20 protein-coding genes and 3 pseudogenes are annotated in these 22,044 nt (G+C 70.8%); 8 read left to right on the plus strand and 15 right to left on the minus strand.

The window, feature by feature from the left end:
• Positions 1 to 272 precede the first annotated feature (272 nt).
• The 5 genes from OV079_RS24060 to OV079_RS24080 all read right to left on the minus strand — a co-directional run bounded on the left by OV079_RS24060 (position 273) and on the right by OV079_RS24080 (position 3,724).
• The gene (locus OV079_RS24060; RefSeq protein ID WP_267771182.1) at positions 273 to 551 is read right to left on the minus strand and encodes a hypothetical protein; all 279 of its coding nucleotides are present in this window, start codon (positions 549 to 551) and stop codon (positions 273 to 275) included.
• Positions 552 to 637: 86 nt separating this feature from the next.
• The gene (locus tag OV079_RS24065; protein ID WP_267771183.1) at positions 638 to 1,450 is read right to left on the minus strand and encodes a hypothetical protein; all 813 of its coding nucleotides are present in this window, start codon (positions 1,448 to 1,450) and stop codon (positions 638 to 640) included.
• A gap of 108 nt (positions 1,451 to 1,558) precedes the next feature.
• Positions 1,559 to 2,458 carry a hypothetical protein gene (locus tag OV079_RS24070; RefSeq protein ID WP_267771184.1) on the minus strand — a complete coding sequence of 300 codons (900 nt, stop codon included), beginning with the start codon at positions 2,456 to 2,458 and terminating at the stop codon, positions 1,559 to 1,561.
• A gap of 313 nt (positions 2,459 to 2,771) precedes the next feature.
• Positions 2,772 to 3,254, minus strand: a complete 483-nt coding sequence (locus OV079_RS24075) for a rhomboid family intramembrane serine protease (RefSeq protein ID WP_267771185.1) — start codon at positions 3,252 to 3,254, stop codon at positions 2,772 to 2,774.
• Entirely contained in the window at positions 3,248 to 3,724 is a 477-nt protein-coding gene (locus tag OV079_RS24080) for a hypothetical protein (protein WP_267771186.1), read from the minus strand. Before OV079_RS24080 ends, OV079_RS24075 begins: the two co-directional genes overlap by 7 nt.
• A 191-nt stretch (positions 3,725 to 3,915) precedes the next feature.
• Between OV079_RS24080 and OV079_RS24085 the strand changes: the two genes are divergently transcribed.
• Positions 3,916 to 4,572 carry a hypothetical protein gene (locus tag OV079_RS24085; protein ID WP_267771187.1) on the plus strand — a complete coding sequence of 219 codons (657 nt, stop codon included), beginning with the start codon at positions 3,916 to 3,918 and terminating at the stop codon, positions 4,570 to 4,572.
• A 201-nt stretch (positions 4,573 to 4,773) separates the two neighbouring features.
• Here OV079_RS24085 and OV079_RS24090 read toward each other — a convergent pair whose 3' ends face one another.
• Positions 4,774 to 5,208 (minus strand): YciI family protein, encoded by a 435-nt coding sequence (locus OV079_RS24090; protein ID WP_267778626.1) that lies wholly within the window; start codon positions 5,206 to 5,208, stop codon positions 4,774 to 4,776.
• A 577-nt stretch (positions 5,209 to 5,785) separates the two neighbouring features.
• Here OV079_RS24090 and OV079_RS24095 point away from each other — a divergent pair.
• Both OV079_RS24095 and OV079_RS24100 read left to right on the plus strand, forming a co-directional pair.
• Entirely contained in the window at positions 5,786 to 7,210 is a 1,425-nt protein-coding gene (locus OV079_RS24095) for an alpha/beta hydrolase family protein (protein ID WP_267771188.1), read from the plus strand.
• A gap of 502 nt (positions 7,211 to 7,712) precedes the next feature.
• Positions 7,713 to 8,882, plus strand: coding sequence for a protein kinase domain-containing protein (locus OV079_RS24100; RefSeq protein ID WP_267778627.1), 1,170 nt, complete (start codon positions 7,713 to 7,715; stop codon positions 8,880 to 8,882).
• 355 nt (positions 8,883 to 9,237) lie between these two features.
• On the opposite strand, the gene OV079_RS58465 is transcribed toward OV079_RS24100, so the two are convergent.
• From OV079_RS58465 to OV079_RS24115, 5 genes and pseudogenes are all read right to left on the minus strand, one after another.
• Entirely contained in the window at positions 9,238 to 9,621 is a 384-nt protein-coding gene (locus tag OV079_RS58465) for an ester cyclase (protein WP_420829536.1), read from the minus strand.
• 21 nt (positions 9,622 to 9,642) lie between these two features.
• Positions 9,643 to 10,311: pseudogene (locus OV079_RS58470) on the minus strand (cysteine hydrolase family protein); the annotation flags it as partial.
• Positions 10,312 to 10,824: 513 nt separating this feature from the next.
• Positions 10,825 to 11,181 carry a putative metal-binding motif-containing protein gene (locus OV079_RS24110; protein WP_267771192.1) on the minus strand — a complete coding sequence of 119 codons (357 nt, stop codon included), beginning with the start codon at positions 11,179 to 11,181 and terminating at the stop codon, positions 10,825 to 10,827.
• A gap of 81 nt (positions 11,182 to 11,262) precedes the next feature.
• Positions 11,263 to 11,469 (minus strand): annotated as a pseudogene (locus OV079_RS58475) (hypothetical protein); the annotation flags it as partial.
• Positions 11,453 to 12,925: pseudogene (locus OV079_RS24115) on the minus strand (S8 family serine peptidase); the annotation flags it as partial. The pseudogenes OV079_RS24115 and OV079_RS58475, both read right to left, overlap by 17 nt.
• Positions 12,926 to 13,262: 337 nt before the next feature.
• On the opposite strand from OV079_RS24115, the gene OV079_RS24120 reads away from it, so the two are divergent.
• Together OV079_RS24120 and OV079_RS24125 are read left to right on the plus strand one after the other, a co-directional pair.
• On the plus strand, positions 13,263 to 14,549 hold the full coding sequence (locus tag OV079_RS24120) for a hemolysin family protein (protein WP_267778628.1): 1,287 nt from the start codon (positions 13,263 to 13,265) through the stop codon (positions 14,547 to 14,549).
• Positions 14,550 to 14,663: 114 nt separating this feature from the next.
• A complete protein-coding gene (locus tag OV079_RS24125; protein ID WP_267771194.1) occupies positions 14,664 to 15,413 on the plus strand; it encodes a hypothetical protein in 750 nt (249 codons plus the stop codon).
• Between the two features lie 158 nt (positions 15,414 to 15,571).
• Here the strand turns inward: OV079_RS24125 and OV079_RS24130 are convergent, their stop codons facing one another.
• Positions 15,572 to 16,405 (minus strand): oxidoreductase, encoded by an 834-nt coding sequence (locus OV079_RS24130; RefSeq protein WP_267771195.1) that lies wholly within the window; start codon positions 16,403 to 16,405, stop codon positions 15,572 to 15,574.
• 116 nt (positions 16,406 to 16,521) lie between these two features.
• Between OV079_RS24130 and OV079_RS24135 the strand changes: the two genes are divergently transcribed.
• Positions 16,522 to 17,445: a LysR family transcriptional regulator gene (locus tag OV079_RS24135; RefSeq protein ID WP_267771196.1), complete on the plus strand. Its 924-nt coding sequence runs from the start codon at positions 16,522 to 16,524 to the stop codon at positions 17,443 to 17,445.
• A 469-nt stretch (positions 17,446 to 17,914) separates the two neighbouring features.
• Positions 17,915 to 18,292 (plus strand): hypothetical protein, encoded by a 378-nt coding sequence (locus OV079_RS24140; protein WP_267771197.1) that lies wholly within the window; start codon positions 17,915 to 17,917, stop codon positions 18,290 to 18,292.
• A gap of 59 nt (positions 18,293 to 18,351) precedes the next feature.
• On the opposite strand, the gene OV079_RS24145 is transcribed toward OV079_RS24140, so the two are convergent.
• Entirely contained in the window at positions 18,352 to 18,753 is a 402-nt protein-coding gene (locus tag OV079_RS24145; RefSeq protein WP_267771198.1) for a hypothetical protein, read from the minus strand.
• A gap of 1,036 nt (positions 18,754 to 19,789) precedes the next feature.
• Between OV079_RS24145 and OV079_RS24150 the strand changes: the two genes are divergently transcribed.
• Positions 19,790 to 20,509, plus strand: a complete 720-nt coding sequence (locus OV079_RS24150) for a hypothetical protein (RefSeq protein WP_267771199.1) — start codon at positions 19,790 to 19,792, stop codon at positions 20,507 to 20,509.
• Between the two features lie 247 nt (positions 20,510 to 20,756).
• On the opposite strand, the gene OV079_RS24155 is transcribed toward OV079_RS24150, so the two are convergent.
• Both OV079_RS24155 and OV079_RS24160 read right to left on the minus strand, forming a co-directional pair.
• Positions 20,757 to 21,398 carry a hypothetical protein gene (locus tag OV079_RS24155; RefSeq protein WP_267771200.1) on the minus strand — a complete coding sequence of 214 codons (642 nt, stop codon included), beginning with the start codon at positions 21,396 to 21,398 and terminating at the stop codon, positions 20,757 to 20,759.
• 98 nt (positions 21,399 to 21,496) lie between these two features.
• Positions 21,497 to 21,709: a hypothetical protein gene (locus OV079_RS24160; protein WP_267771201.1), complete on the minus strand. Its 213-nt coding sequence runs from the start codon at positions 21,707 to 21,709 to the stop codon at positions 21,497 to 21,499.
• Positions 21,710 to 22,044 lie beyond the last annotated feature (335 nt).

Consider the following 22,044-nt stretch of genomic DNA (forward strand, 5'->3'; position numbering starts at 1 on the left):
CTCCGGCGGCGCGAGCACCTGGCCCGCCGGCGCCGGCGTCGGCCCCGGCCCCGGCGGCGCCGGCACTCCGGTCGTCGGCCCCGGCTCGGGCGGCGCGGGCACCCTGGTCGCGGGCGCCGTCGGCCCTGGCTCCGCCGGCGCCGAACCGGCCCCCGCCTCCGCGCCGGCCAGCGCCGGCTCGATGGCGATCGCCAGCGCCAGCGCCCCGGAGCGCGCTCGCTCGCAATCGCGGCCGCGCAGCGTCTTCTCCCCGCGGCTCCCCTCGCGCGCGATCACCAGGCGCAGGCGCCAGCCGGCCCCTCGCGCCCCAGCACCCCCTGGCTCGTCAGCCCGGGGTAGCCGGCCGGATCGGCCGCGGCCCCCAGGTGTCCCGCGAGCCAGGCGCGCACCTCGTCGCGCTGCGGGCACCCGGGCGGGGCGCTCCACGTCAGCGCCGGCTGCGACGTCACCTGCACCTCCGCCGGGCTCGCGCGCGCCGGCCCGGCCGACAACGCCGCCACCAGCACCCCGCAGGCGCCTGGGCCGAGACGATGCAGGCGAGCGCCGGGCACGGACGCGCTTCTTATCGTCGGCACGCGGCGCTGTCCATCACGAGCCGCGCGCAGGCGAACTTTCGCGCGCGAGTGAACCGCCAGCCTCACTCGCTGCGGACGTCCCACAGCGCCTCGAGGTACGCGACGCGCAGCCCGTCGGTCGCCACGAGCACGAGCGTGCGGCCCCAGCTGCCGTAGCCGTCGGCGTCGTAGCAGCTCCACGCGTGTCCGTGCGCGAAGCGGTCGTCGCCCTCGCCCTCCTGCCCGCGCAGCCCGAAGCACCGCGTGCCGGCGCCGAACAGGCGCACGAACGCGGCGGCCGCCTCGTGCCTGCCGGCCAGCAGGTGGCAGGCCAGGGCGCGCGCCCGGTCGTCGGCGAGCGCCTCGAAGCCGATCGGCTCGGCGTTCGCGGGCACCACCGCGGACAGGACCGCGTCGCGGCGCCCGGGCTCGACCAGCCAGCCGTCCTCGACGACCACCCCGAACACGCGATCGGCGAGGTCGTCCCGGGGCAATGCATCGTCTGTCTCGAAGGACATGTACGGATAGACACCGGGCGGCGCGCTGCGACGGCCGCACGGCGCGTCGTCGACCACGAACGGAGAGGCGAGGCGCAGCGCCGCGACGCACGCCTCCGGAGTGAGCGGCGCGTCCTGGCCCGGCAGGGCCCTCGCCACCGCCGGCAGCAGGCCCGGCGGCTCGGGCTCGGGTGGCCGGGCGATCGCGCCGCCGCGGCCGAGCCACGGATACGCGGCGCGAACGTGGCGCAGCCCGGCGAGCAACATCCCGCAGAGGTCGACGACATCGACCTCGGCGTCCTCGCGCGTCGCCTCCGCAGCGACCCCGTGGGCGCGGAGGAACCGCTCGACATGGCCGCGCAGCGCGGCGACGGCGACTGCAGGGACCCGCGGAGGCACTGCGCCCGGTGTATCACGCGCCGCGCCGCCCGGCACGCGCGGGCGCCGGCGCAGACGGCCCGCGAGGCGCCCCTGCCCATGCGCAGGCGGAGGCGCTCGCCGCCCGCGTCACAGGCCGCACGCGCAGCCGCACAGGGCCGGGCTGTCCTCGTCGATCCAGCACTGCTGGTAGCCGATCGGCTCGAACTCGCACGGCACGTCGTCGAGCAGCTCGAGCTCCTCGCTCGGCGGCACGTCGTCGCTCACCCGGCCCCAGTACGGCGACTTCGCCGCGTCGACCGGGTCGCACGACGGCGGCGGGTTCAGGTCGAAGCACCCGTGGTCGCCGCGCAGATACACCGGGATGCAGCGACCGACCGGCGGCTCGGCGTTGCACACGGGCTCGGCCGCGACCTCGTGCGTCGACTCCACCCACAGGCAGCCGTTGAGCCCCGGAGAGCCCTGGAACTGATCGCAGCTCGCCTCGTCGGTGAGCGCGCCGCAATGGGCAGCCAGCGACCCGCAGGCGGCCTGTCCGACGTTGACCGCGAAGTCGTAGCACCCGAGCGCCAGGCCCTGGAGCTCGCAGTCGCACGCGCCCCAGTCCGCGGGGAGGTTGAACGGCACGAAGGGGAACACCACCGGTACCCCGTCCGGGTCGCAGTAGAGCGACAGCGCATCGCCGCCGCCGGACTCGCTGACGCAGAAGCCGAACTCGCCCTCGCCCCAGTGGCAGCCGTTCGCGTCGACCTCGATCGGGTCGCCGCCGACGAACTCGCAGCCGGCCGCCACGCACGAGGCCTTGTCCGCGTGCTGCGAGCAGGGGTCGTCGCCCTCGGTGGTCGGCCCGGCGGTCGCGGTCTCGGAGTCGGACGGCTCGCCCGTGCTGTCGGGCGGCTCGCCCGTGCTGTCGGACGGCTTGCCGGTGCTGCCGGACGGATCGCCGGTGCTGCCGGAGGGGTCGTCGCCGCCGGTCCATTCACCGAGGGAGTGCTTGTCGCCGCAAGCGGGCGACAGCGCGAGGAACATCAGGCTCAGGGGATAAGCGATAAGCAGACGCAAGGTACACCTCGTGGGATCGAAAGTTCGGGGAGCGCGGCGCGCGGCAGGTCGTTGCCGGTCGCCACGGTCCTTGAGTCCTGCCGCCCGCCTCGATCCATCGAAATTCTTCCTCGCCCCCTCTTTTTCACGCGGGCGTTCGCGCGCACGGCCCTGGCCATGCGGGCACCGCGCTCGGCATGTCTCTTCGGACATGTCCCATCGATCACCCGCCGCCGCGCTCAACGCTCGAACAGCAGCACCCCGGCCGCGATCAGCAAGAACCACAGCGGCACGTACGGCGTCACGAATCGCCGGACCACCCGGCGAGCCCCGCGAATGTGCTCACTGGCCCAGCTGCCGGCCGTGAATCCGGGGCGTCGATGCGGTCGCGCAGGTGGCCGACGTACACCGGCAGCCCCGCCAGCAGCCCCGCGACGAGCCCGCCCGCGTGGCCGACGTTGGCGACATGTCCGAGCAGCCCCGTCCCGCAGGCGACGAACCACAGCATCATCAGCACCGCCGAGCGGTCGTCCAGGTGGTAGCCGCGCCGGGGGGCGTAGCGCGCCTGCATCCACACGAAGCCGAACAGGCCGTAGACGACCCCCGACATCCCGCCGAAGTTCGGCCCGGTGACGAGGTACTGACCGAGCCCGCCGGGAACCTCGCTCAGCAGCACCAGCCCGATCAGCGCCAGCGAGCCGTGGTGGTGCTCGACCTGCCGCCCCAGCTGCCACGTCCACATCATGTTGAAGACGAGGTGGAGCGGGCCGAAGTGGATCAGCATCGGCGTGACCAGCCGCCACACCTCGCCGTCTCGCACCCTCCCCAGTACTCGGGCGAGTCCCACGGCTCGATGCTCAGGTTCTGGATCGTCATCGTCAGCGGATCGCCGAAGTCGCTGTACAGCGCGACCAGCACCGAGCCGATCACCAGGAACAGAGTGACCGGCCCGATCCCCTGCGCCGGACCGCCGCGCCACTGATCCGCCACCTGGACCATGCGCCGGCCGGCCCGCGACTGGCGGCGCGCTCGCTGCTCGCGGATCGCCGCGGCCGCCCGCACGACCTCCGACCCCGCGGCGCCCGGCGTGAACTGTCCGGCGACCTGCCGCGCGCGCGCCAGGTCGTCGTCGTCGAGCACCCACACCTCCCACGGCTCGCGCGTGCGCACCTCGCTGTCGATCCCCGCCACCAGCAACGCATCGACCATCTGTCGCGCGTCGCCCTCGTTCGTCAGCTCGGTCAGCTTGCGCATCGGCCGGGCGACGATACCCACCCGCCCCGGCGCCGGCAATCGCACTCGATCGGCGGTCGGGCAGCACGCGATCCGGTGCCACGAATCGCCCGACAAAACGCTCCAGGGCCGGCAGCCGACGATTCGCCCCGCGAAGATCGTGAACCGCCGTGCCCTTGTCGGCCAGCTTTCGCCCGTGCCAAGCTGCCGCCATGCGTGCCTGGCTCTGGCTCCTGCTCCCCCTCGCCTGCGGCCCCGCGCCGGCGCCCGGCGACACCGATTCGCAGTCGACGAGCTCGAGCGCGAGCGAACCGGCGAACCCCACCACGAGCGCTCCGACGACCGGCGGCCTCGACATGATGACCGAGGCCGCCTGCCTCGAGGAGATTCATCCCGGCGATTTGGGGTTTGGCAGCGAGCCGGCGCTGACCTGCGGCGGCCTCGAGCTGTGCCCTGGCGATGACCCGATCGTCTTCCAGCTCGACGGCCCCGGGCTCGCGGAGGACCTGTCGTCGCCAACCTCCGTCGAGACCGACCTCGAGCGCGCCCGCTGCCTCGCCACCGCGCTGCGCGACCGCACCCCCGGGCAATTCCTCTTCGTGCCGGTCATCGACACCGAGATCCCGTACGTATTCGGCCTCGAGGTCGTCGGCGAGCTCGTGGTCGCGCGCAGCGACCGCGGGCTCTGCGAGGCGATCGAGCCCGAGCCGAAGTCGTGCCACGTGCACGAGCGCCTGCGGGTGCTCCGCCCGCCCGAGTACTTCGCCGACTGCGTCGACGGCGACGCCATCGCGCTGTGGCGCTGCCTCGTCGACCCGGTCGAACCCGAGCCGGCCTGCGCCGCCGGCCCCCTGGCGTGCCCTCCGTAGCACCGTCTCACTCGATCGCGTCGCGCCGAGCTCCGCCGACTCGACCTGCAGCACGACCTCCGCGACACTGCCCTCATTGCGCGGCCCGAACCTCTGCGATTGCGGTGCGGCGCTGACCGGCGACAGCGACCGCATTGACACAGACCAAGGGACATGTCCATGGCGACATGTCCCTTGGCACACCCACAAATGCGGGCTCGCCTACGACTTCTGCCGCTGCTCGAGCTCGGCGCGGAGGCGGTCCTCCTGCGCGCGGAGCTCCGGCGTGAACTCGGCGCCGAAGTCTTCCGCCTCGAAGATCGGGCGGATCTCGAGCTCGGACTCCTCGCCCGGCATCGGCGCGGGGCAGCGGCGCGCCCACTCGACCGCCTCGTCCATCGAGCGGACCTGCCAGATCCAGTAGCCCGCGATCAGCTCCTTCGTCTCGGCGAACGGACCGTCGACGACCGTGCGCTTGCTGCCCGAGAACTGGATCCGCTTGCCCTTCACGCTCGGGTGGAGCCCGTCGCCCGCGAGCATGACCCCCGCCTTGACCAGCTCCTCGTTGAACTTGCCCATCTCGGCCATCAGCGTCTCGCTCGGCATGACGCCCGCTTCGCTGTTCTTCGAGGCCTTCACGATCACCATGACCTTCATCGCCTTGTCCCTTTCGCTGAGCGCCCCGCGGGCGCCGGGTGGTTGGTTCATACACGCGACGAACGGCGCCCGGCCCGATCGACACGCGCCGAACTTTTTTCGTGGCGCGGCCCCTTTTGAAATTTCCCTGTGAAAACAGCGGTCTCGGCGCTGCACCCCGTCGGCCTCGGTCCGGTGTCCCCCGACCACCGGTCCCGGCCGAGCCTCGGCCCCTGGCCGAGGTCGGTGCGCCTCGAAGTCGAGCGACCTCGCTGCAACGGGGATCGCGGCCGCGCTCGCGTCCCTCCCGACGGCTCGAGCGAGGAGCAGCCGACCACGGCCCGATCGCCAGCGGCACGGACGGCGAGAACAATCATCACCCGTCGAGGCGGGCGAGCGGACCGACGATCCCGCGAATGTCGATGCGAGCGCGCCTTCGTCCCCGGCGAACGCGGGCGCACGTCGTATCGACATCCATGCCGACCCTCATGTGGACGTCGCCGCGGTGACACTCGACCACGAAGCCGCTAGAGTCGGCGTCATGCAGCGTCCTGCCCGCATTTCGCTCGCCCCGCGTCGCGCGCGTTTCCTCCTCGCCGTGGCCCTCGCGGCCTGCGGGAGCGACCCGGCGACGACCGAGAGCGACGGGACCACGAGCGCGTCGACGGGCGAAGCCACGAGCACGGCCCCCACGACCACCGCCCCCACGACGAGCGACGCCACCACCGACGCCTCCACCAGCGACACCAGCGACACCGGCGCCGCCGGCGAGTGGCAGTTCGTCATCCTCGCCGAGCAGACCTTCCCGCTCAACAACACCGAAGTCCTGGTCGAGTTCATCCGCGCCGATCGGCCGGACGGCGGGCGCTCCTTCCTGCTCTACCAGCACGCCCCCGCCGCCAAGGCGCCGCTCGTCATCCAGACCCAGCCCTACGCCGGCATCGACTGGACCGGCGAGGAGGTCGACGAGCGCTGGGCGCAGCAGGGCGCCGGCAGCCACCCCGACGTCGACGCCCCCGATTACAATGACGCCGACCAGATCGCCTACGAGCTGCAGGACCCCGCCGAGGCGGTCGGCGCGAACAACGTGTGGGCGTTCAACGGCTTCGCGGCGATCCACGCCTACGGCCGCTTCTACGCCGGCGGCACTCTCGCCGACGACGCCCTCGACGCCGTCGCCCCCTACGCGTTCGTGCGCACGCGACCCGACGAGATCGACCTCGAGCGGATCGGCGCATTCGGCTCGAGCTGGGGCGGGATGATGGCGCTGTTCGGCGCCAGCCAGGCCCCGCCGGACGCCGCCCCGCGGGTGGTCGTGCCGATCTCCGCGCCCTCCGACTTCACCCAGCTGTGGACCTGGTCGACCGACACCTTCCTGTCGCAATCGAACAATCCCGCCATGGTGACCGGCTTCTATTCGCCGTACTGGCGGCGCGCGACGCCGACGCTCGGCAGCCCGCCCGCGGGCGCGTCCGCCGAACCGTACACCCACGCCGGCCTGTGTCCGGGCCTGCCGGGCACCGTCATCCTGCCGCACGACGCGTGGGATGCCATCATCCCGATCGCGCAGACCCAGGGCCTCGCGGCCGCGTGCGCCAACGTCGAGCCGATCTACTGGCCGCGCGCCGCCGCGCTCGACCTCGAGACCGCGACGATGACCCACGGCCCGTTCGCCGGCGAGGGTCTGGTCCCGAGCGTGCTCATCTACACCTACGCCGCCCTGGCCCTCCAGCTCGCGCCGCCCGAGGCCGCGAACGTGTACTCGGTGACGAGCGGGCCGTCGCTGGTCCTCCACCTCCAGCTCGTCCTCGCCGAGCAGAAGGCGGGCAAGGACGTCGCGTGGATCCTCCCGCGCCTGCGCGAGCTCGCCGACCCGCGGCTGCAGGCGCTCGTCGCCGAGCTCAATCAGTTGCAGCCGAGCGCCGCGGTCCTGGCGAGCGCGGTCAACGAGGTGTGGCAGACCGCCTTCGACGCCGACAGCCTGCGCGCGCAGCTCGAGCTCGGCCTGCCCGACCCGCCGTGACGCACGGGCTGTTTTAGATAACGCGCCCGTGGCTCCCTACCGAAGGGTGGCACCACAGTCTGCCGTCACTAAAAGCGAATCGTCGCTCGGTACGGGGGGAGCATCAACACTCACAGGGGCGCCATCGAGCGGGGTTAGCGCTGAGGTCACCGAAATCACAGACCGTCCCGATGAGCCTTTTCGATCTTCCGCCTGGCCGCCGTCGCAGTCAGCGACGTGCGCGGACTTGGCCAAGTGAGGCAGCGGTGTTAGGCCTTGGTTTCATGAGATGGTGTACACTGCCCGAAGAATGACGCAGGCATTTGACAGGTCCTCACGCGTTGCCTCGAAGGGTGCCGGAGAACCTCGTCTCGGGGGTTCGTGTTCGGTGGACCCTACCGGCCTCTGCGGATGGCCATGGTGGTCGAACCGGTCACAGGAGCTTCGAAGTTCCAGGACAGACTCCCACATGTGATCATTCATGCGTGATGGGTTAGTGGAACGACAAAGGACACGGGTGGAGATGGTGATGAAAGGAACGTACAAGGACCTATATGTGCTGGAAGCCAGACACCTTGGAAAGGGTGGCCAAGCCGAGGTATTCGCCGCAACTCATCGCTCAACGAAGGAGAGGGTCGCTCTCAAACGCCTTCGAGAGATTGACGAAGACTCTGTGGCGCGAATGCGCCGCGAGATCGAAGTTCAAACCAGCTTGCGACATCATCACATCATGCCCATCAAAGACTTTGATCAGGAAAACTATCATTGGTATACCATGCCCGTGGCAGTTTCGGTGCTCAGCCAATTCAAATTCAGCGACATTTCTAGGTCTTTACTGGTTGAGATCACGCGGGCATGTTGTGAGGCACTTCGACATGCACATGGACAAGGATACATTCACCGCGACATCACTCCAAGAAACATATTCAGATTGATGACGGGAGATCGTCATTCTTGGGTACTGGGTGACTGGGGCTGTGTGCGCCGACCATTAGGCATGACCACAGTAGCGCGGTCTCGTCCAGGAGAATTTCTAGGTACACCGGGATTCGCCGCACCGGAGATGTGGGAGGATCCTCATCTTGTAGACACGCGCGCAGACATCTATTCTCTCGGACGAGTCGTGGCATGGGCACGAACAGGGAAAGAGCCGATACCAAATCGCCGTTTAATCCCAGACGATGATTGGCGTGAATTCGTGGTCGGTGCGACAAAGGAGGATGCGGTTGATCGAATTTCCGATTTCCCAACGCTACTCGAGAAGATTCCGCCATTCATGGACGCACCTTCCAGCCCTCGCGCACTATTCGATTTAGCAGACGATGCTACTGAAATCGTTTGGGCGCGCTATGCTGATAGCCCTACAATTGCGGTTCGAAATCACGGCAATGAAATATCGCTTCGCGGCGAAGACGTCGGCCTTATTCTTCCTTACCTGTATGCACGAAAGTACAATCATCGAGGCACGGGATTGCTTCGTGTCCGCGAGGCGATCGCGTGGGGGAAAACATTGTGGAAAAATTTCCCGTCGCCTACAGAGTCGAAGGTCGTCGTTGCCGCCCGAAAGTCGGTAACGCGCAGAATGCGCGCAGCCGGCGTAAGCAGTACCGATGCTCTGTTTTGGAGTCGTCAAGGATTGGCGCCAGCTACGATGATAGCGAAGGAGCCGGCTAAAATTGTAATTATCGAATAGGTGGATTTTTCGATAAACAGGCACCCTCGTTCTCCAGACGCCATGGAGCGCTGATGTAATCTCCTACCCCCGTCGGGGCTGGACACGCTCTTCGCCGGTGGCCAACGAGCCAGGAGCCGCGCGGCGGGTTACACGACTTCAAGAACGATCAACGACGCGCCTTTTTTATCATCCGTAACCGCAAAGGGATCTCTAATCACCTTTATCAGCATTAGCCTCAGCGATGGGCCTTCGACGCCGCGGTCGAGAGCGTGGCAGACCGCCTTCGACGCCGACAGCCTGCGCGCGCAGCTCGAGCTCGGCCTGCCCGACCCACCATGACGGCCCGAATCACATGTCCTGAGAGACATGTTCACTAGTCGACGCCGATCTGTCGCAGCAGGCCGAGGAAGTCGGCGAACACGCGGACCTCGGTGAGCTTGCCGCCGGCGACGCGGTAGTGCGTGCTGCCGCCGATCTCGACGGTCCGACCGGTGGCGGCCCGCCCGCGGAAGGGGCCGCGGTGCGTGCCGCGGAGGGTGAAGCGCGCGGCGACGCGGTCGCCCTCGGCGATCAGCTCCTCGACCGTGTAGCGCAGGTCGGGGAACGCGGCGCGCAGGCCCCGGATCGCCGCGAGCACGCCCTCGGGCCCGCGCGCGGTGCCGGTCGCCGGATTGAAGTACGCGACGTCGGGCGCGAGCAACTCCGTAAAAGCCTCCTCGCGGCCGGCGTTGAGCGCCTCCTCGTAGAAGCGCAGCACCGGCCGCTCGACGGTCTCCGGGGCGCTCGCGAGCGCGGCGATGACGTCGGCCGAGGTCCCGACCGAGCCGGCGATGCCGCCCTGGGCCGCGATCATGTCGAGGGTGACGCGGTGATACTCGGGGAAGTAGGAGGCGACGCAGTCGGCGAGCACGAGGCAGCGAAAGCCGCGGTCGTTGGCCTCGCGCACGGTGCTCTGCACGCACACCTCGGTGGTCACGCCGGCGACGAAGAGCGCCTCGATCCCGTGGTTGCGCAGGACGGCCTCGAGGTCGGTGGCGTGAAAGGCCCCCTTGCCGGGCTTGTCGATCACCGGCTCGCCGGGCCCCGGCGCGAGCTCGGGCACGATGTCCCAGCCGGCCTCGCCGCGCACGAGGATCCGCCCGCGCGGCCCGGGTTCGCCGATCCGCAGGCCCGAGCGGCCGTGCGCGCGCTTGGCCGGCGGACAGTCGCTGAGGTCGGGCCGGTGGCCCTCGCGCGTGTGCACGACGAGGAGGCCCGCCGCGCGCGCGGCGTCGAGGACCGCGCGGGTCGGGGCGATCGTCCGCTGCAGCTCGCCCACGTCGTTGCCGAGCGCCTCGCCGAAGCCCCCGGGCAGCAGGAAATCGCCCTGCATGTCGATCACGAGCAGGGCGGCTGCGCGGGGTCGGAAGCGGAAGGGCGCGGGTCGGGCGGGGACGTGCAGCTCCACCCGCCGAGGGTAGCGGGGCCGGAGCTCACGGTCGAGGGCAGAGCGGACCGATCGGTCAGGCCGACGCTCGCAAGTCGCGCGCGCGGTGTTTGCGAGCGCGGGCAGACTCTGCGGGCGAGCCTCGCCGCGCGTCCGGCGACCGCTGCATTACGGACATTTTTAAACGGAAAAAACGCGTGGAAAAATTTCCAGGGCGGCGGGGACCAGCGCCTCGACCCATTCGACGAACACGCGCAGCTTGGCCGAGCTTCACCTGGTCTTCGAGACAGACGCGCTTTCAGCCCGCCGTCGCAACTTGCGCTCGACCAGTTCCCCGATTCGTACCTCTCGGGGCGGCAGATCGCAGCGCCATATCGATTTCACGCCATCACCTCCGTCTCGAACCCCGGCGCCATGGCGCTCGCACGCGGTGTCTCACCATTGCCGCGCTACGAGTTCGGCCCGCCCGGCGACGCGCCCGACGCATGGTTCGACGCCGGGCATGACCCCGTCGGCGGGCCGTTGCGAGTCGCGCTATGGACGAGACCGCCGGCGCGGCAGGGCCGCGAGCAGCAGCAGCAGCCAGGCCGACCGCGCGTCGCTCTCGGTCGCGCAGCCGCAGCCGTCGTCGCCGGAGGCCGGCGCGCCGCTGTCGCTGGCCCCATCGCCCGTGCTCGTCGCCGCCGCCGAGGTGCTGCCCTCGCTCGTGCCCTCACTCGAAGTGCCGGTCGGAGCCTCGCCCGTCTCGCCGCTGCTGCTGCCCGCGCCGGTCGTCGGTGCGCACGCCGGGTCGCCCTCGCCGTCGCAGTCGTTGTCGATGCAATCGTCGGGCAGCTCCTCCGCGCCCGGCCAGCGCGCCGGGTCGCCGTCATCGCAATCGCCGGCGCACACGCGGACCCCGTCGCCGTCCCCGTCGACCTCGTCGGCCGGCAGCGCCGCGTCGCAGTCGTTGTCGCGCCCGTCGCACGATTCGGACGCCCCGGGATGGCTCGCGGAGTCCTCGTCGTCGCAGTCGTCCCCGCCGCAGGCGGCCGCGTAGTGGCCGTCGCCGTCGCCGTCGACGCAGGTGCAGCGCAGGCCCGCCGCCGCGAGGCCATCGACGAAGCCCCAGCCGAGCTCGTTGTCGGGCGCGTCGGGCTGCGTCGCGGTCGCGCAGCAGCGCCAGCATGCCGGGCGGATCCAGCTCGGGGTAGGCCTCCAGCAGCAGCGCGGCGACGCCGGCGACCAGCGGCGTCGACAGGCTCGTGCCCTGCGACGCCTCGTAGGCGACCAGGCTGTCGGATCGGGCCATGTACACGTCCTGCCCCGGCGCCACCAGGTCGGGCTTGATCCGGTCGTCGGCCGTCGGCCCGCGCGACGAGAACGGCGTGACCACCCCGTCGAAGTCGGTGGCGCCGACGGCGATGACGCCGTCGACGTCCGCCGGCGCGTCGAGGGTCTTCGGATCCGGGCCGCCGTTGCCGATCGCCGCGAACATGATGAGCCCGTTGGCGACCGCCACCGTCGCGGCCTGCGACACGACCGCCGTCTTGCCGTCGAGCTGCTGCGGCTCGTACCAGTCGGAGTAGCCGAGCGACGCGGTGAAGATGTCGGCCCCCATGCCCTCGATCCACTCGAGGCCGGCCACGTAATAATCCTCCTCGTACGGCTCCTCGACGTCGATGCTCTCGGTCTTGGCCAGGATCACCGCCACGCCGGGCGCGACGCCCGAGAACACCTCCCCGTCGGCGGCGACGATCAGCGACAGCACGCCGGTCCCGTGGTGCTGCTGCCCGGGCGTGTCGCCCGCCTCGTCGGCGACCACGTCGTCGCCCTGCACGAAGTCGCGGGCCGCGATCACCTGCACCCCGGCGAACGCCTGGTGCTTCAGCACGAACCCGGTGTCCTGCACGCCGACGACCACGCCCGCGCCGGTCAGGCCGCATTCGTGGAGCTCCGGGACGTGCAGCGCCGACAGGTGCGGCCAGGACAGGCCCTTGGCGCGCGAGCTCGGCGTCTCCTCCGTCACCGGCAAGGGGTGCTCGTGACGCCGCGTCCGCGCCACCGGCCGCACGCCGGCGACGAACGGCAGGCGAGCGATCGCGGCCCGCTGAGCGGCGTCGGCGTCGACGCTCACCGCATTGAGCCAGCGCGAGGTGGTACGAATCCGGACGCCGGCGGCCGCGACCGATTGCACATAGTCCGGGGCCGGCGGGACATCGCGGACATCGACGCCCCGATCGCCCCGGACCCGCGCCCGCCGCCGCAGGGCCCGCGGCGCGAGCTCCCGCTCCTGCCGCACCAGCGCCGCCTCGAGGTCGGCCCCCTCGACCTGCTTGTCGCGGAAAAACACCCACGTGGGCGGCTCCACCAGGCCGGTGGCGATGGCTAGCGCGGCGATCTGCAGCATCTCGGCGTCCTCGTCCTCGCGGCCATTGTCGCCGCGCCGCTTCACCGGCGCAGCCCGTCGCCTGCGCGAGCGGGTGAGGCAGGTCTCGGGACGAGGCGCGACGGAATCGTGCCCGACCGGCCGCGACCTCTGCCGAAGGCTCGCCGTGGCCTGCGAGAGGACGCCGGGTCCCGTCCTCCGGCCCCTGATGATTCCGGCGCCCGGGCGGGGGCGACATCCAGGAGGCCGATGCATCGCCAAAAACATGTCCCTCGGGGCATGTCGTATCGACGTGACCCCAGGCCGGAGAGTCCGTGTCGGAATCTTCCGACCCCCAATGATCGCGGCCCGGGGCCGACGCGCTCGAGTCTGTCCCCGGCAGCGACCGGCTCATCACCGCCGCCATCACAGCATGCCCCTCGGGACATGTCATTCTGATGACATGAAATACAAGACCCGGCCGAGGCGGCCGGGCACTGGGCGCCGGGAATTCCCTGGCAGCGAGCCATCAGCCTGAGGCCGCCGCCGGGCACGCTCTACACATTGTGCTAACAGCACGGGCGGAGGTGTCGTCGCCATCCTCGTCGAGCTCGCTCTCATCCTGCTGCTCGTCCTCGCCAACGGCGTGTTCGCGGCCGCCGAGATCGCGGTCGTCTCGTTGCGACCCTCGCGCTTGCGGCAGCTCGTGGACGAGGGTCGGCACTCCGCCCAGGCGGTCGTCGAGCTGCGGGCCGAGCCGGAGCGGTTCCTCGCCACGGTGCAGGTCGGCATCACCGTCGTCGGCACCACGGCAGCCGCGGTCGGCGGCGCCGACCTCGCCCGCCAGCTCGAGCCGGTCTTGCGCCGCATTCCCGGCGTCGAGGGCAGCGCGCCCGAGCTCGCCCTCGCCACGGTCGTGGTCGGCGTCTCCTATCTGAGCCTCGTGCTCGGCGAGCTCGTGCCCAAGTCGCTCGCCCTGCGCTGGGGCGAGGGTTACGCCCTCTTGATCGCGCGACCGCTGCACCTGCTGTCGCGCGCCGCCCGGCCCGTCGTCTGGCTGCTGACCGCCAGCTCGAACCTCATCCTGCGGCCCTTCTCCGACCGCACCGACTTCATGGAGACGCGGATCTCCAAGGAAGAGCTGCAGCAGATGGTCGAGGAGGCGGCCGAGGCCGGCGAGGTCGACGAGGAGGCCGGCGAGCTGGCCACCCGCGCCCTCGGCTTCGATCGCTTGCCGCTCGGGACCGTGATGATTCCGCGCAACCGCATCGACGCAGTCTCGCTGCGGGCGGCGCCCGAACAGCAGCGGCGGACCATCCTCGCGGCCCGGCGCTCGCGCACCCTCGTGTACGACCCGGGCCCGGACGACATCGTCGGGTACGTCAGCGCCAAGGACATCCTCGCCCGCACCTGGGAGGCGCAGTCGGTCGAGCTGGAGTCGCTGCTGCGGCCGGTCAAGATGTTCCCGGAGACGGTGCCGGCGATCGAGGTCCTCCAGTTCATGCGCCGCGAGCACGCGCGGCTGGCGATCGCGGTCGACGAGCACGGCGCGCTGGCCGGCATGGTCACCTTCGAGGACCTCATGGAGGAGCTCGTCGGCGACGTCTACAGCGAGCACGAGGAGCCGCGCGAGCCGATCGTCCGCCAGGACGACGGCACGGCCGTGGTCCAGGGCCGGACCCCGATCCGCGACGTCAATCGCGAGCTCGCGCTCGGCCTCGAGGAGCCCGACAATGTCAACACCATCGGCGGCCTTTGCAGCCACCTGGCCGGCGGCTTGCCGAACCCCGGCGCTCGCCTGGCCGCCGGCGACGGCAGCGTGCTGGTCGTCCTCGACACCACCGCCCGGGCGGTCGGCCGGGTGCGCCTGATCCCGTTCGCTGCACGCGGGCTCGCGCCGCCTCCGCAATAGCGGCCTCGCGCGCCCGAGCTCGCCGACGACACGGACGAACACGATGTCGGATCAGTTCCGATTGCGGTCCGTAGAGCGGCCATTCGCCAGTGATAGCCTCGCTATCGAGGAACCATGATGTCACTTAATAAAAATGTATGCAGCCTCGCCTTCACCCTCCTGATCGCTTGCGGCATGGAGAAGAACGAGACCAGCTTCGTGACCAGCGACGACCCGAGCACCGACGGCTCGTCGGGCAGCGAAGGCGAGTCCGGCTCGACCACCAGCGCCGGGGCCTCGGAGCCGACCTCGAGCGCGGCCCCCGAATCGAGCTCGGGCGAGACCCCGGCCACTTCGACGACCGACGAGGCGACCTCCACCACCGACGCCACGGCCACCGGCGAAGCGCCGCCCGCGGGCCCGTGCGAGGCCTTCTGCGCCCACAGCATCGCCTGTGAGCAGGACGAGCCGACCTCGCTCGAGGCCTGCTTGGCGGACTGCGCGGCGGACCTGGCGTTCTTCGAGGGCAAGTGCCACACGGCCTGGATCGCGGGGCTCGAGTGCAAGGCGGGCCTGACCTGCGAGGAGCTCGCGGCCCTGAACGACGGCCAGCCCTCCGCGTGCGACGCGGAGGTCGGCCAGCAGGCGGAGTGCGCCGGCGGCTGTGGGACCGGCGCCGGCGGCCAAATGGACGGCTCGTCGTGCCAGTGGATGCAAGAGTGTCCGCTCGAGCCGACCTTCGAGATGACCTGCGACACCGAGACCTGCCAGTGCTTCGAGGACGGCGTGCAGGTCGGCGAATGCCAGGCCGAGGCCGCCTGCCTCGCCCTCGCGACGCTCGCCGACAAGGCCGAGGCCTGCTGCGGGTTCCCACAGGTCGAGTGAGCCGAACCTCGACGCGCCCGCGGCCTCCGCTTGGACATGTCCTTCGGGACATCTCATCTGCACACCCCGCAGCGCGCGGCCAACCATTCGCCCGGTGCTCCGCAGCGCCGTCGACGACGGGCCCGACGATCGGTCGGGCCCGTCGTGCGCGTGGCCTTTCACCCGGCGAAGCCTCGCACCGCCGCGACCTCGCGCCACGCGGCCAGCTCGGCCGCCACCGCCGCGTTCTTGGCCTCGACGCGGGCGAACGCGTCGGCGCCGATCGGCACGCGCACGGGCGGGCGCTCGGCCGCCACCACCTTCAGGATCACCTGCGCCAGCTGCTTCGGGTCGCCCGGCTGCGCGCCGTCGTGGCCGTCGGCGAACTCGCGCACTGCGCCGACTGTCGCCGCGTAATCGGCGATCTCGCGCCGCACCCGGCCGAGCGAGCCGCCGGCCAGGAACTCCGTGCGGAAGAAGCCCGGCTCGATCACGGTCGCGTGGATCCCCAGCGGCTGCAGCTCCTGCGCCAGCGCCTCGGTGATCGCCTCGACCGCGAACTTGCTCGCGCAGTACAGGCCCCAGCCCTGGCCCGACGCGTAGCCGCCGAGCGACGACATGTTGAGCACGTGGCCCGCGCGCTGGCGTCGCATGTGCGGCAGCACTGCGCGGATCACCGCCAGCAGGCCGAACACGTTGGTGCCGAACAGCGCCTCGACCTCCTCGGCCGAGCCCTCCTCGATCGCCCCCAGCAGCCCGTAGCCGGCGTTGTTGACCAGCACGTCGATGCGACCGAAGCGCTCGATCGCCGCCGCCGCCGCCGCGTGCGCCTGCGCCTCGTCGCGCACGTCGAGCCGCACGAACATCCGCCGCGGGTGCTCGCCGGTCGCCGCCGTCGCCCGCTCCGGGTCGCGCACCGCCGCCACCACGATGTCGCCGGCCGCCAGCACCGCCTCGGCGATCTCCAGCCCGAGTCCCCGCGAAGCCCCAGTGATGAACCAAACTTTCGCCATGTCTCTCTCCTCGTCCGGCCGGCGTCCGCCCCGTGCGGGCGCCTCGTTGGCCGCCTTGTGAAGAGCAATGTGGCCCCTTCCCGCGTGAAGAAAAATGGGCTTAACATTCCAGGACTGTGAATCGACGCTTCACAATCCGCCCGGCCGACTTGCCGGCGATCGCCGCCTTCGAGTGCGTCGCTCGCCACTGCAGCTTCACCCGCGCCGCCGCCGAGCTCGGGGTCTCGACCTCGGCGCTGTCGCAGACCGTGCGCAAGCTGGAGCGGCACCTCGGCGTCCTCCTGCTGCGCCGCACCACCCGCAGCGTCGGCCCGACCGACGCCGGCGCGCGCTTCCTCGCCGGCGTCGGTCCCGGCCTCGCGCAGCTCGCCGAGGCCTGCGAGTCGCTCGAGGGCGAGGGCGACGCCCCGCGCGGGCTCGTCCGGGTCGCCCTGTCGCGGGTCACCTACGCCCTGTTCATCGCCCCGCACCTGGCCCGCTTCGCCCGCGAACACCCGCACATCCGCCTCGAGTTCGGCCTCAGCGACGGCCTCAGCGAGGTCGTCGGCGAGGGCTTCGACGTCGGCGTGCGCCTCGGCGAGGCCATCCCGCGCGACATGATCACCGCCCCGCTCGGCGGCCCGCAGCGGCTGGTCATCGTCGGCGCCCCCGACTACTTCGCCCGTCACCCGCGGCCGACCGCCCCGCGCGACCTGCAGGGCCACGACTGCATCCGCCTGCGCTTCGTCACCAGCGGGCGGCTCCAGCGCTGGTGGCTCGGCGACGGCGACGACGACGTCGAGCTCGACGTCGACGGCCGCGTGGTCTTGAACGACATGCTGGCGATCGTCGACGCCGCGATCGCCGGCCTCGGCCTGGCCCAGGTGTTCGCCGGCCTGGTCCGCGCGCCGCTGGCCGGCAAGCAGCTCGTGCGCGTGCTGCAGAGCCACGGCGCCGAGTTCCCCGGCTTCTCGTTCTACTATCCGAACCGCGCCCACATGCCGGTCAAGCTGCGCTGCTTCCTCGACTTCTTCCGCGCGGCCAACCGACCCCGCGGGTGAGCGGAGCGAATGTCGCATGCGCTCCGGCCTGCTGCTCGCTGCGAACGCTACGCCGCTCACGGTCGCATCATTCGACGTCGGCGACCATGCGGAAGCTCCGCCGAAATCCATTCGCCAGAGTGCATTCTATTCTCGCCCCGCAGCTGCCCTGGAAGCTCCAGCAATCAAACGCGCACAGGACCCACACGACGCCCATTCCTATCACCGCGACACCAAACGCAACACCAGGGGTATCGAAGCCGCGCCGCCGGCCCTGCACGGGCTCTGGGCGCCCGCCCGAAGCCCGCGGGCGCCCGCCCGGCCGCGCCACGAACGCGCATTTCCGGCCTACTCCAACCGACTTGACGGCGCGGCAGAACCGGCATTACTTTCCCGGAGCAATCGCCGATGGACGACGGCGCGCGCGAGCGCTCGCCGCAATCGTCGGCGCATTTCAGCTTTCACGAGAAAGCATGGGGAGGGTCAGAGCATGACGACGATTCAGCGAGTCGAGCCGAAGCAGCTCTCGGACGAGGAGAACCAGAAGTTCGCCGCGGCGGGCCGCACCCTGCGGGCGAACGCCACCGGAGGCCCCGACGACCAGAGCTTCCAGGCGTTCGTCGATTACGCGTGGAGCCAGGCCGAGCAGGCCGGCAACGACGAGTTAGATCGCTTCCTGGGCACCTGCTCGAGCCTGTTCGCAGGACAGGGCTGGCAGGTCGACGTGTCGTTCGCCGCCTATCTCGACGCCGAGCAGTCGGCCAGCTTCGACATCTGGTTCAGCCAGAACGGCGGATACTCGACCATGAAGCAGGGCCGGGGCGGGAACAGCCCCAAGACGCTCCTCTACTTCGTGAACTTCAAGTAGCCCGCGCCGCAGCGGTGCCGCGCCCGCGGCACCGCTGTCGCTCGGCAGCGGACCGGCCCTCACCCGGGCTTGACGAGGCGCACTTCGATGTCGATGTCCCAGCCGGCGGTCTCGTTGTTCGTCAGGCGGTAGAGCGTCCCGTATTCGATGCGGCGGATGATGTAGCTCGTCGACATCGCGCCGCCGCGTTGCCCCTGCATCACCTTGATCTCGACCTGGCTGGGCCCGCGGATGACCACGAAGTCGCCGCGCTCGGACAGCCGCACCGCCCCGTCTTCGAGCAGGTCGAGCCCCGCGCTGTCGTCGATGAAGAACACCAGCGACGCCTCCTCGCGGGCCGCGTCGCCGGACTCGTCGGCGACCACCACCTCGTCGAGGTCGATCACCGGCCCCTCGGGTTCGGCGGTCGTGGCGAACAGCGCCGTCAGGAGCGCGGTCGTGGCAGCTTGGAAGATCCACATGAGCATCATCTCCTTGCAGGAATCGAGGACGTCGCTTGTTCGACGGCCCCTGGCAAGGTTGAGGCGCCTCGCGGGAGCGTCCAGCGAGCGACCACAGATTTTATCGCCCGCCCGCCCGCCAGGGGTCGTCCGCACGCCCGCCGCGGCGAGCTCTGCCCGCGGCGCGAATCATGGCAGGATCTTGCGTCGGTCGACGACGCCAATGCTCGCAGCCCGTCCGGCTTCGTCGTAAATCCATCGGCCATCACGACCCGAGAACGTCGGCGGGGACCAGCTTGTAAAAGCCTGGGACCCCGCTCTGGTGTCCGCCCGGGCGCGAGAACCACCGGCGCTGCATGTCCTCTGACAGCAGGCATGCCAGCGCCCGCAGCTCGCGTTCGTCCAGGAACGCCAGAGCCGCGCCTCGTCGATGTCGACGTGAACGATTCGCCGCGCGACACCACGCGCCCGCGCCCCTCCGCGAGCCGTAGCCGGCTTGCTGCCGGTGTCCGGCTCGGCGAAGCAAGGGCCCGGGCGTGGAGCCTGCTCCTGGTGCGCCGGCGATCCGCTGTTCGCGCACGACCTCAGTGAAGAGGTGGGACCGAGGGGCCATTGTCGGCAATGCCTCCTTCGTCGAGGATTCGCGCCAGAGCGAAAAATAACCCCGATCGAAATGGCCCATCGAAATGGCCGACGGTCACTCTGTGCAGCCGCGGCCGATCACAGCTCGTGCGTTTTGCGGCGCGGTCGAGGAATTCCCCTCAGGTGCGAGGACGACCCCCGCTGCTGCCTCCAGACCACGCTTGTGGCATTTGCGCCGACGCAGCCTCCAGGACGCCATTTGCGGCCGCCGCTGCCCCCGGGGCCGCGATCTCGCGAGCCGGTCTCTGCAGCGAATCGCGGCCCTACGCGCGATCGTTTACGCCTCTGGCGCCGAGGTTTCACCCGATCGATCGGACGTTCCTCTCGCTCGATTGCAGGGACTGGTCGCGCCAATTGGCCGATTCGCGACGCATCCTCCATGGCCCTTCCATCACCGAAGGGTTACGGAGAAATCATGCGCAAATACCTTAGGCATCTCACCCACCTCACTCTCACCCTCAGCGCCGTCATGGCCTGCGATTCCGAAGATCTGACGCCGCGGAAGGGCGAGCTGCCCACCGCCTGCGGCGGCTTCCTGGGCCTCGAGTGCCCGGGCGACCTCGTCTGCGTCGACGATCCCAGCGACGATTGCGACCCCTCGAAGGGCGGCAACGACTGCATCGGCATCTGCGTGGACCCGGCGCCGACCCCATGCGGCGGCTTCCCGGGCACGCCCTGCCCCGACGGTCAGGTCTGCGTCGACGACCCGGCCGACGACTGCGACCCGCAGAACGGCGGCGCCGACTGCATCGGCATCTGCGAGGACGCCCCGCTCGCCTGCGGCGGCTTTCCGGGCACGCCCTGCCCCGACGGTCAGGTCTGCGTCGACGACCCGGCCGACGACTGCGACCCGCAGAACGGCGGCGCCGACTGCATCGGCATCTGCGAGGACGCCCCGCTCGCCTGCGGCGGCTTCGCCGGCGACGCCTGCCCCAAGGGCCAGGAGTGCGTCGACATCCCCGACGACGACTGCGACCCGCAGAACGGCGGCGCCGACTGCCCCGGCGTTTGCCAGGAGGACGGCCGGCAGTACGTCAGCTACGACCCGGAGGAGTGCAAGGCGATGAAGTTCCCGTGCCCGAAGGGCATGGTCCACTTCTTCGACGAGACCGGCTGCGGCTGCGAGCCGGAGTGACCTGAATCGGCGGTGCGCGGCGCCCGTCGCCGCGCGCCGCCGCGTCGGCGAGCGCCCACACGCACGAGCACGCCTCGCGTGTGGAATGCAGCGAGCCCTGCCGGAATCACAGCAGAGCCCGCATCGCGCCTCTGTGCGCGAAAATGCAGCGACCGCTGCCGCACCGCGGCAGCGACCGCTTCGCACGAGTGCAGCGAACGCTGCCGTCACTGCGGCAGCGCCCGCTTCGCGCCCTCCTCGGATCGCCCTACCCGGCCCGCTGCTCCGAGCCCCGGGTGACCGAAGCTCGCGCCTGTCGCGGCTGGCGCAGGCGGTCGGCCAGGTGCTCGATCCCCGCCACCGTCGCGCGGAAGGCGCGAGCCAGCGGCCGATGCGTCGCGGCTTCCAGCGCCCGCTCCGGGTGCTCCGCGAACCAGGCCAGCGCCTGCTCGGCTTCTTGGAGCAGGGCCACCCGCCGCTCGAGCCACGCGGCGCACCAGTCGGCCAATTCGACGGCCCCGTCGCGCCGGGCCACCTGTTCGAACAGGATCATCAGATCGACCCCGTGGCGCATCCCGAGCAGGGTGCCGCGATACGAGCGCTCGAGGCTGAGGAACATGTCCGCGACTTGGTTGCGGACCACCGAGAACGCCGTCCCCACCGCGCGGCCTCCCGTGCTGACGGGGAGGTCGTGCTGAGCGGCCAGGCGGGGCAGATCGGCCAGCGCCGACTCCGCGTGCGCTGCGATGGCCCGGAGGCAATGGGCGGGCGGTACGTCGCCCAGGCGCTCGGCTTCGAGGCGAGGGTGACGCTGCGCCGATTGTTCGGTCTGGAACAGCTCGCGCGCGAGGTTGGCGAGCCAGGTGTGGGCTTCGTGGGCCGGCTCCTCGATGGTTCGGTCTTCCTGCATGCCCCGTTTATGGATGATGTGCGCCGACCGGCAATCGACCTCCTGCCACGAATGCGGCGCAGGCCGCAGTTGCGCGGGCGATCGTCCGGACCCGACGCTCACTTCGCCCGTGGAGCCGGCGAGCCCCGGCGGACGCCCTCGGCCAGCTCCTCGCACCCCAGCACGTCGCGGTCGCTCCGCCCGAGCACGAGCGCCGCGCCGAGCCCGGCGGGTCTGCCGCCGATCACGATCACGTCGTACGTGCCGACGCGCTCCGCTGCGAAGCGGCTGGACGAACTCGCGGGCGACCGCACACGTACGAGCGACCCCATGGCGCCGGCTCCTCGTCACGGCCTCGCCGCGCCGCCGCCAGGATGCCCCGAACCGTTGCACCGGCAAGGACCTGCGCTGCCCGTCTGCGATCCTCGGCGACAATCACCGCCGCGCTGGCGAGGGCGCAGGTCGCAACCTGGGGTCCATCCTCGTCGAGAGCGCCGCCCGGACACGCGGGCCCGTCCTCGTCGAGGACCTCACACCCGTCGCGGTCAACAAGCCCCGAGCATTGCCCCGCCGCGGCCGAGCGTGCGGCCGCCGGCGCGCCGCGGCGAGGTCATCCGCACGACCGGCCTGCGCTCGCGCAGCAGACCCGCCGCTGCCGGGCCGCCTC

The organism is Nannocystis pusilla (assembly GCF_026626665.1).
GTDB lineage: Bacteria > Myxococcota_A > Polyangia > Nannocystales > Nannocystaceae > Nannocystis > Nannocystis pusilla.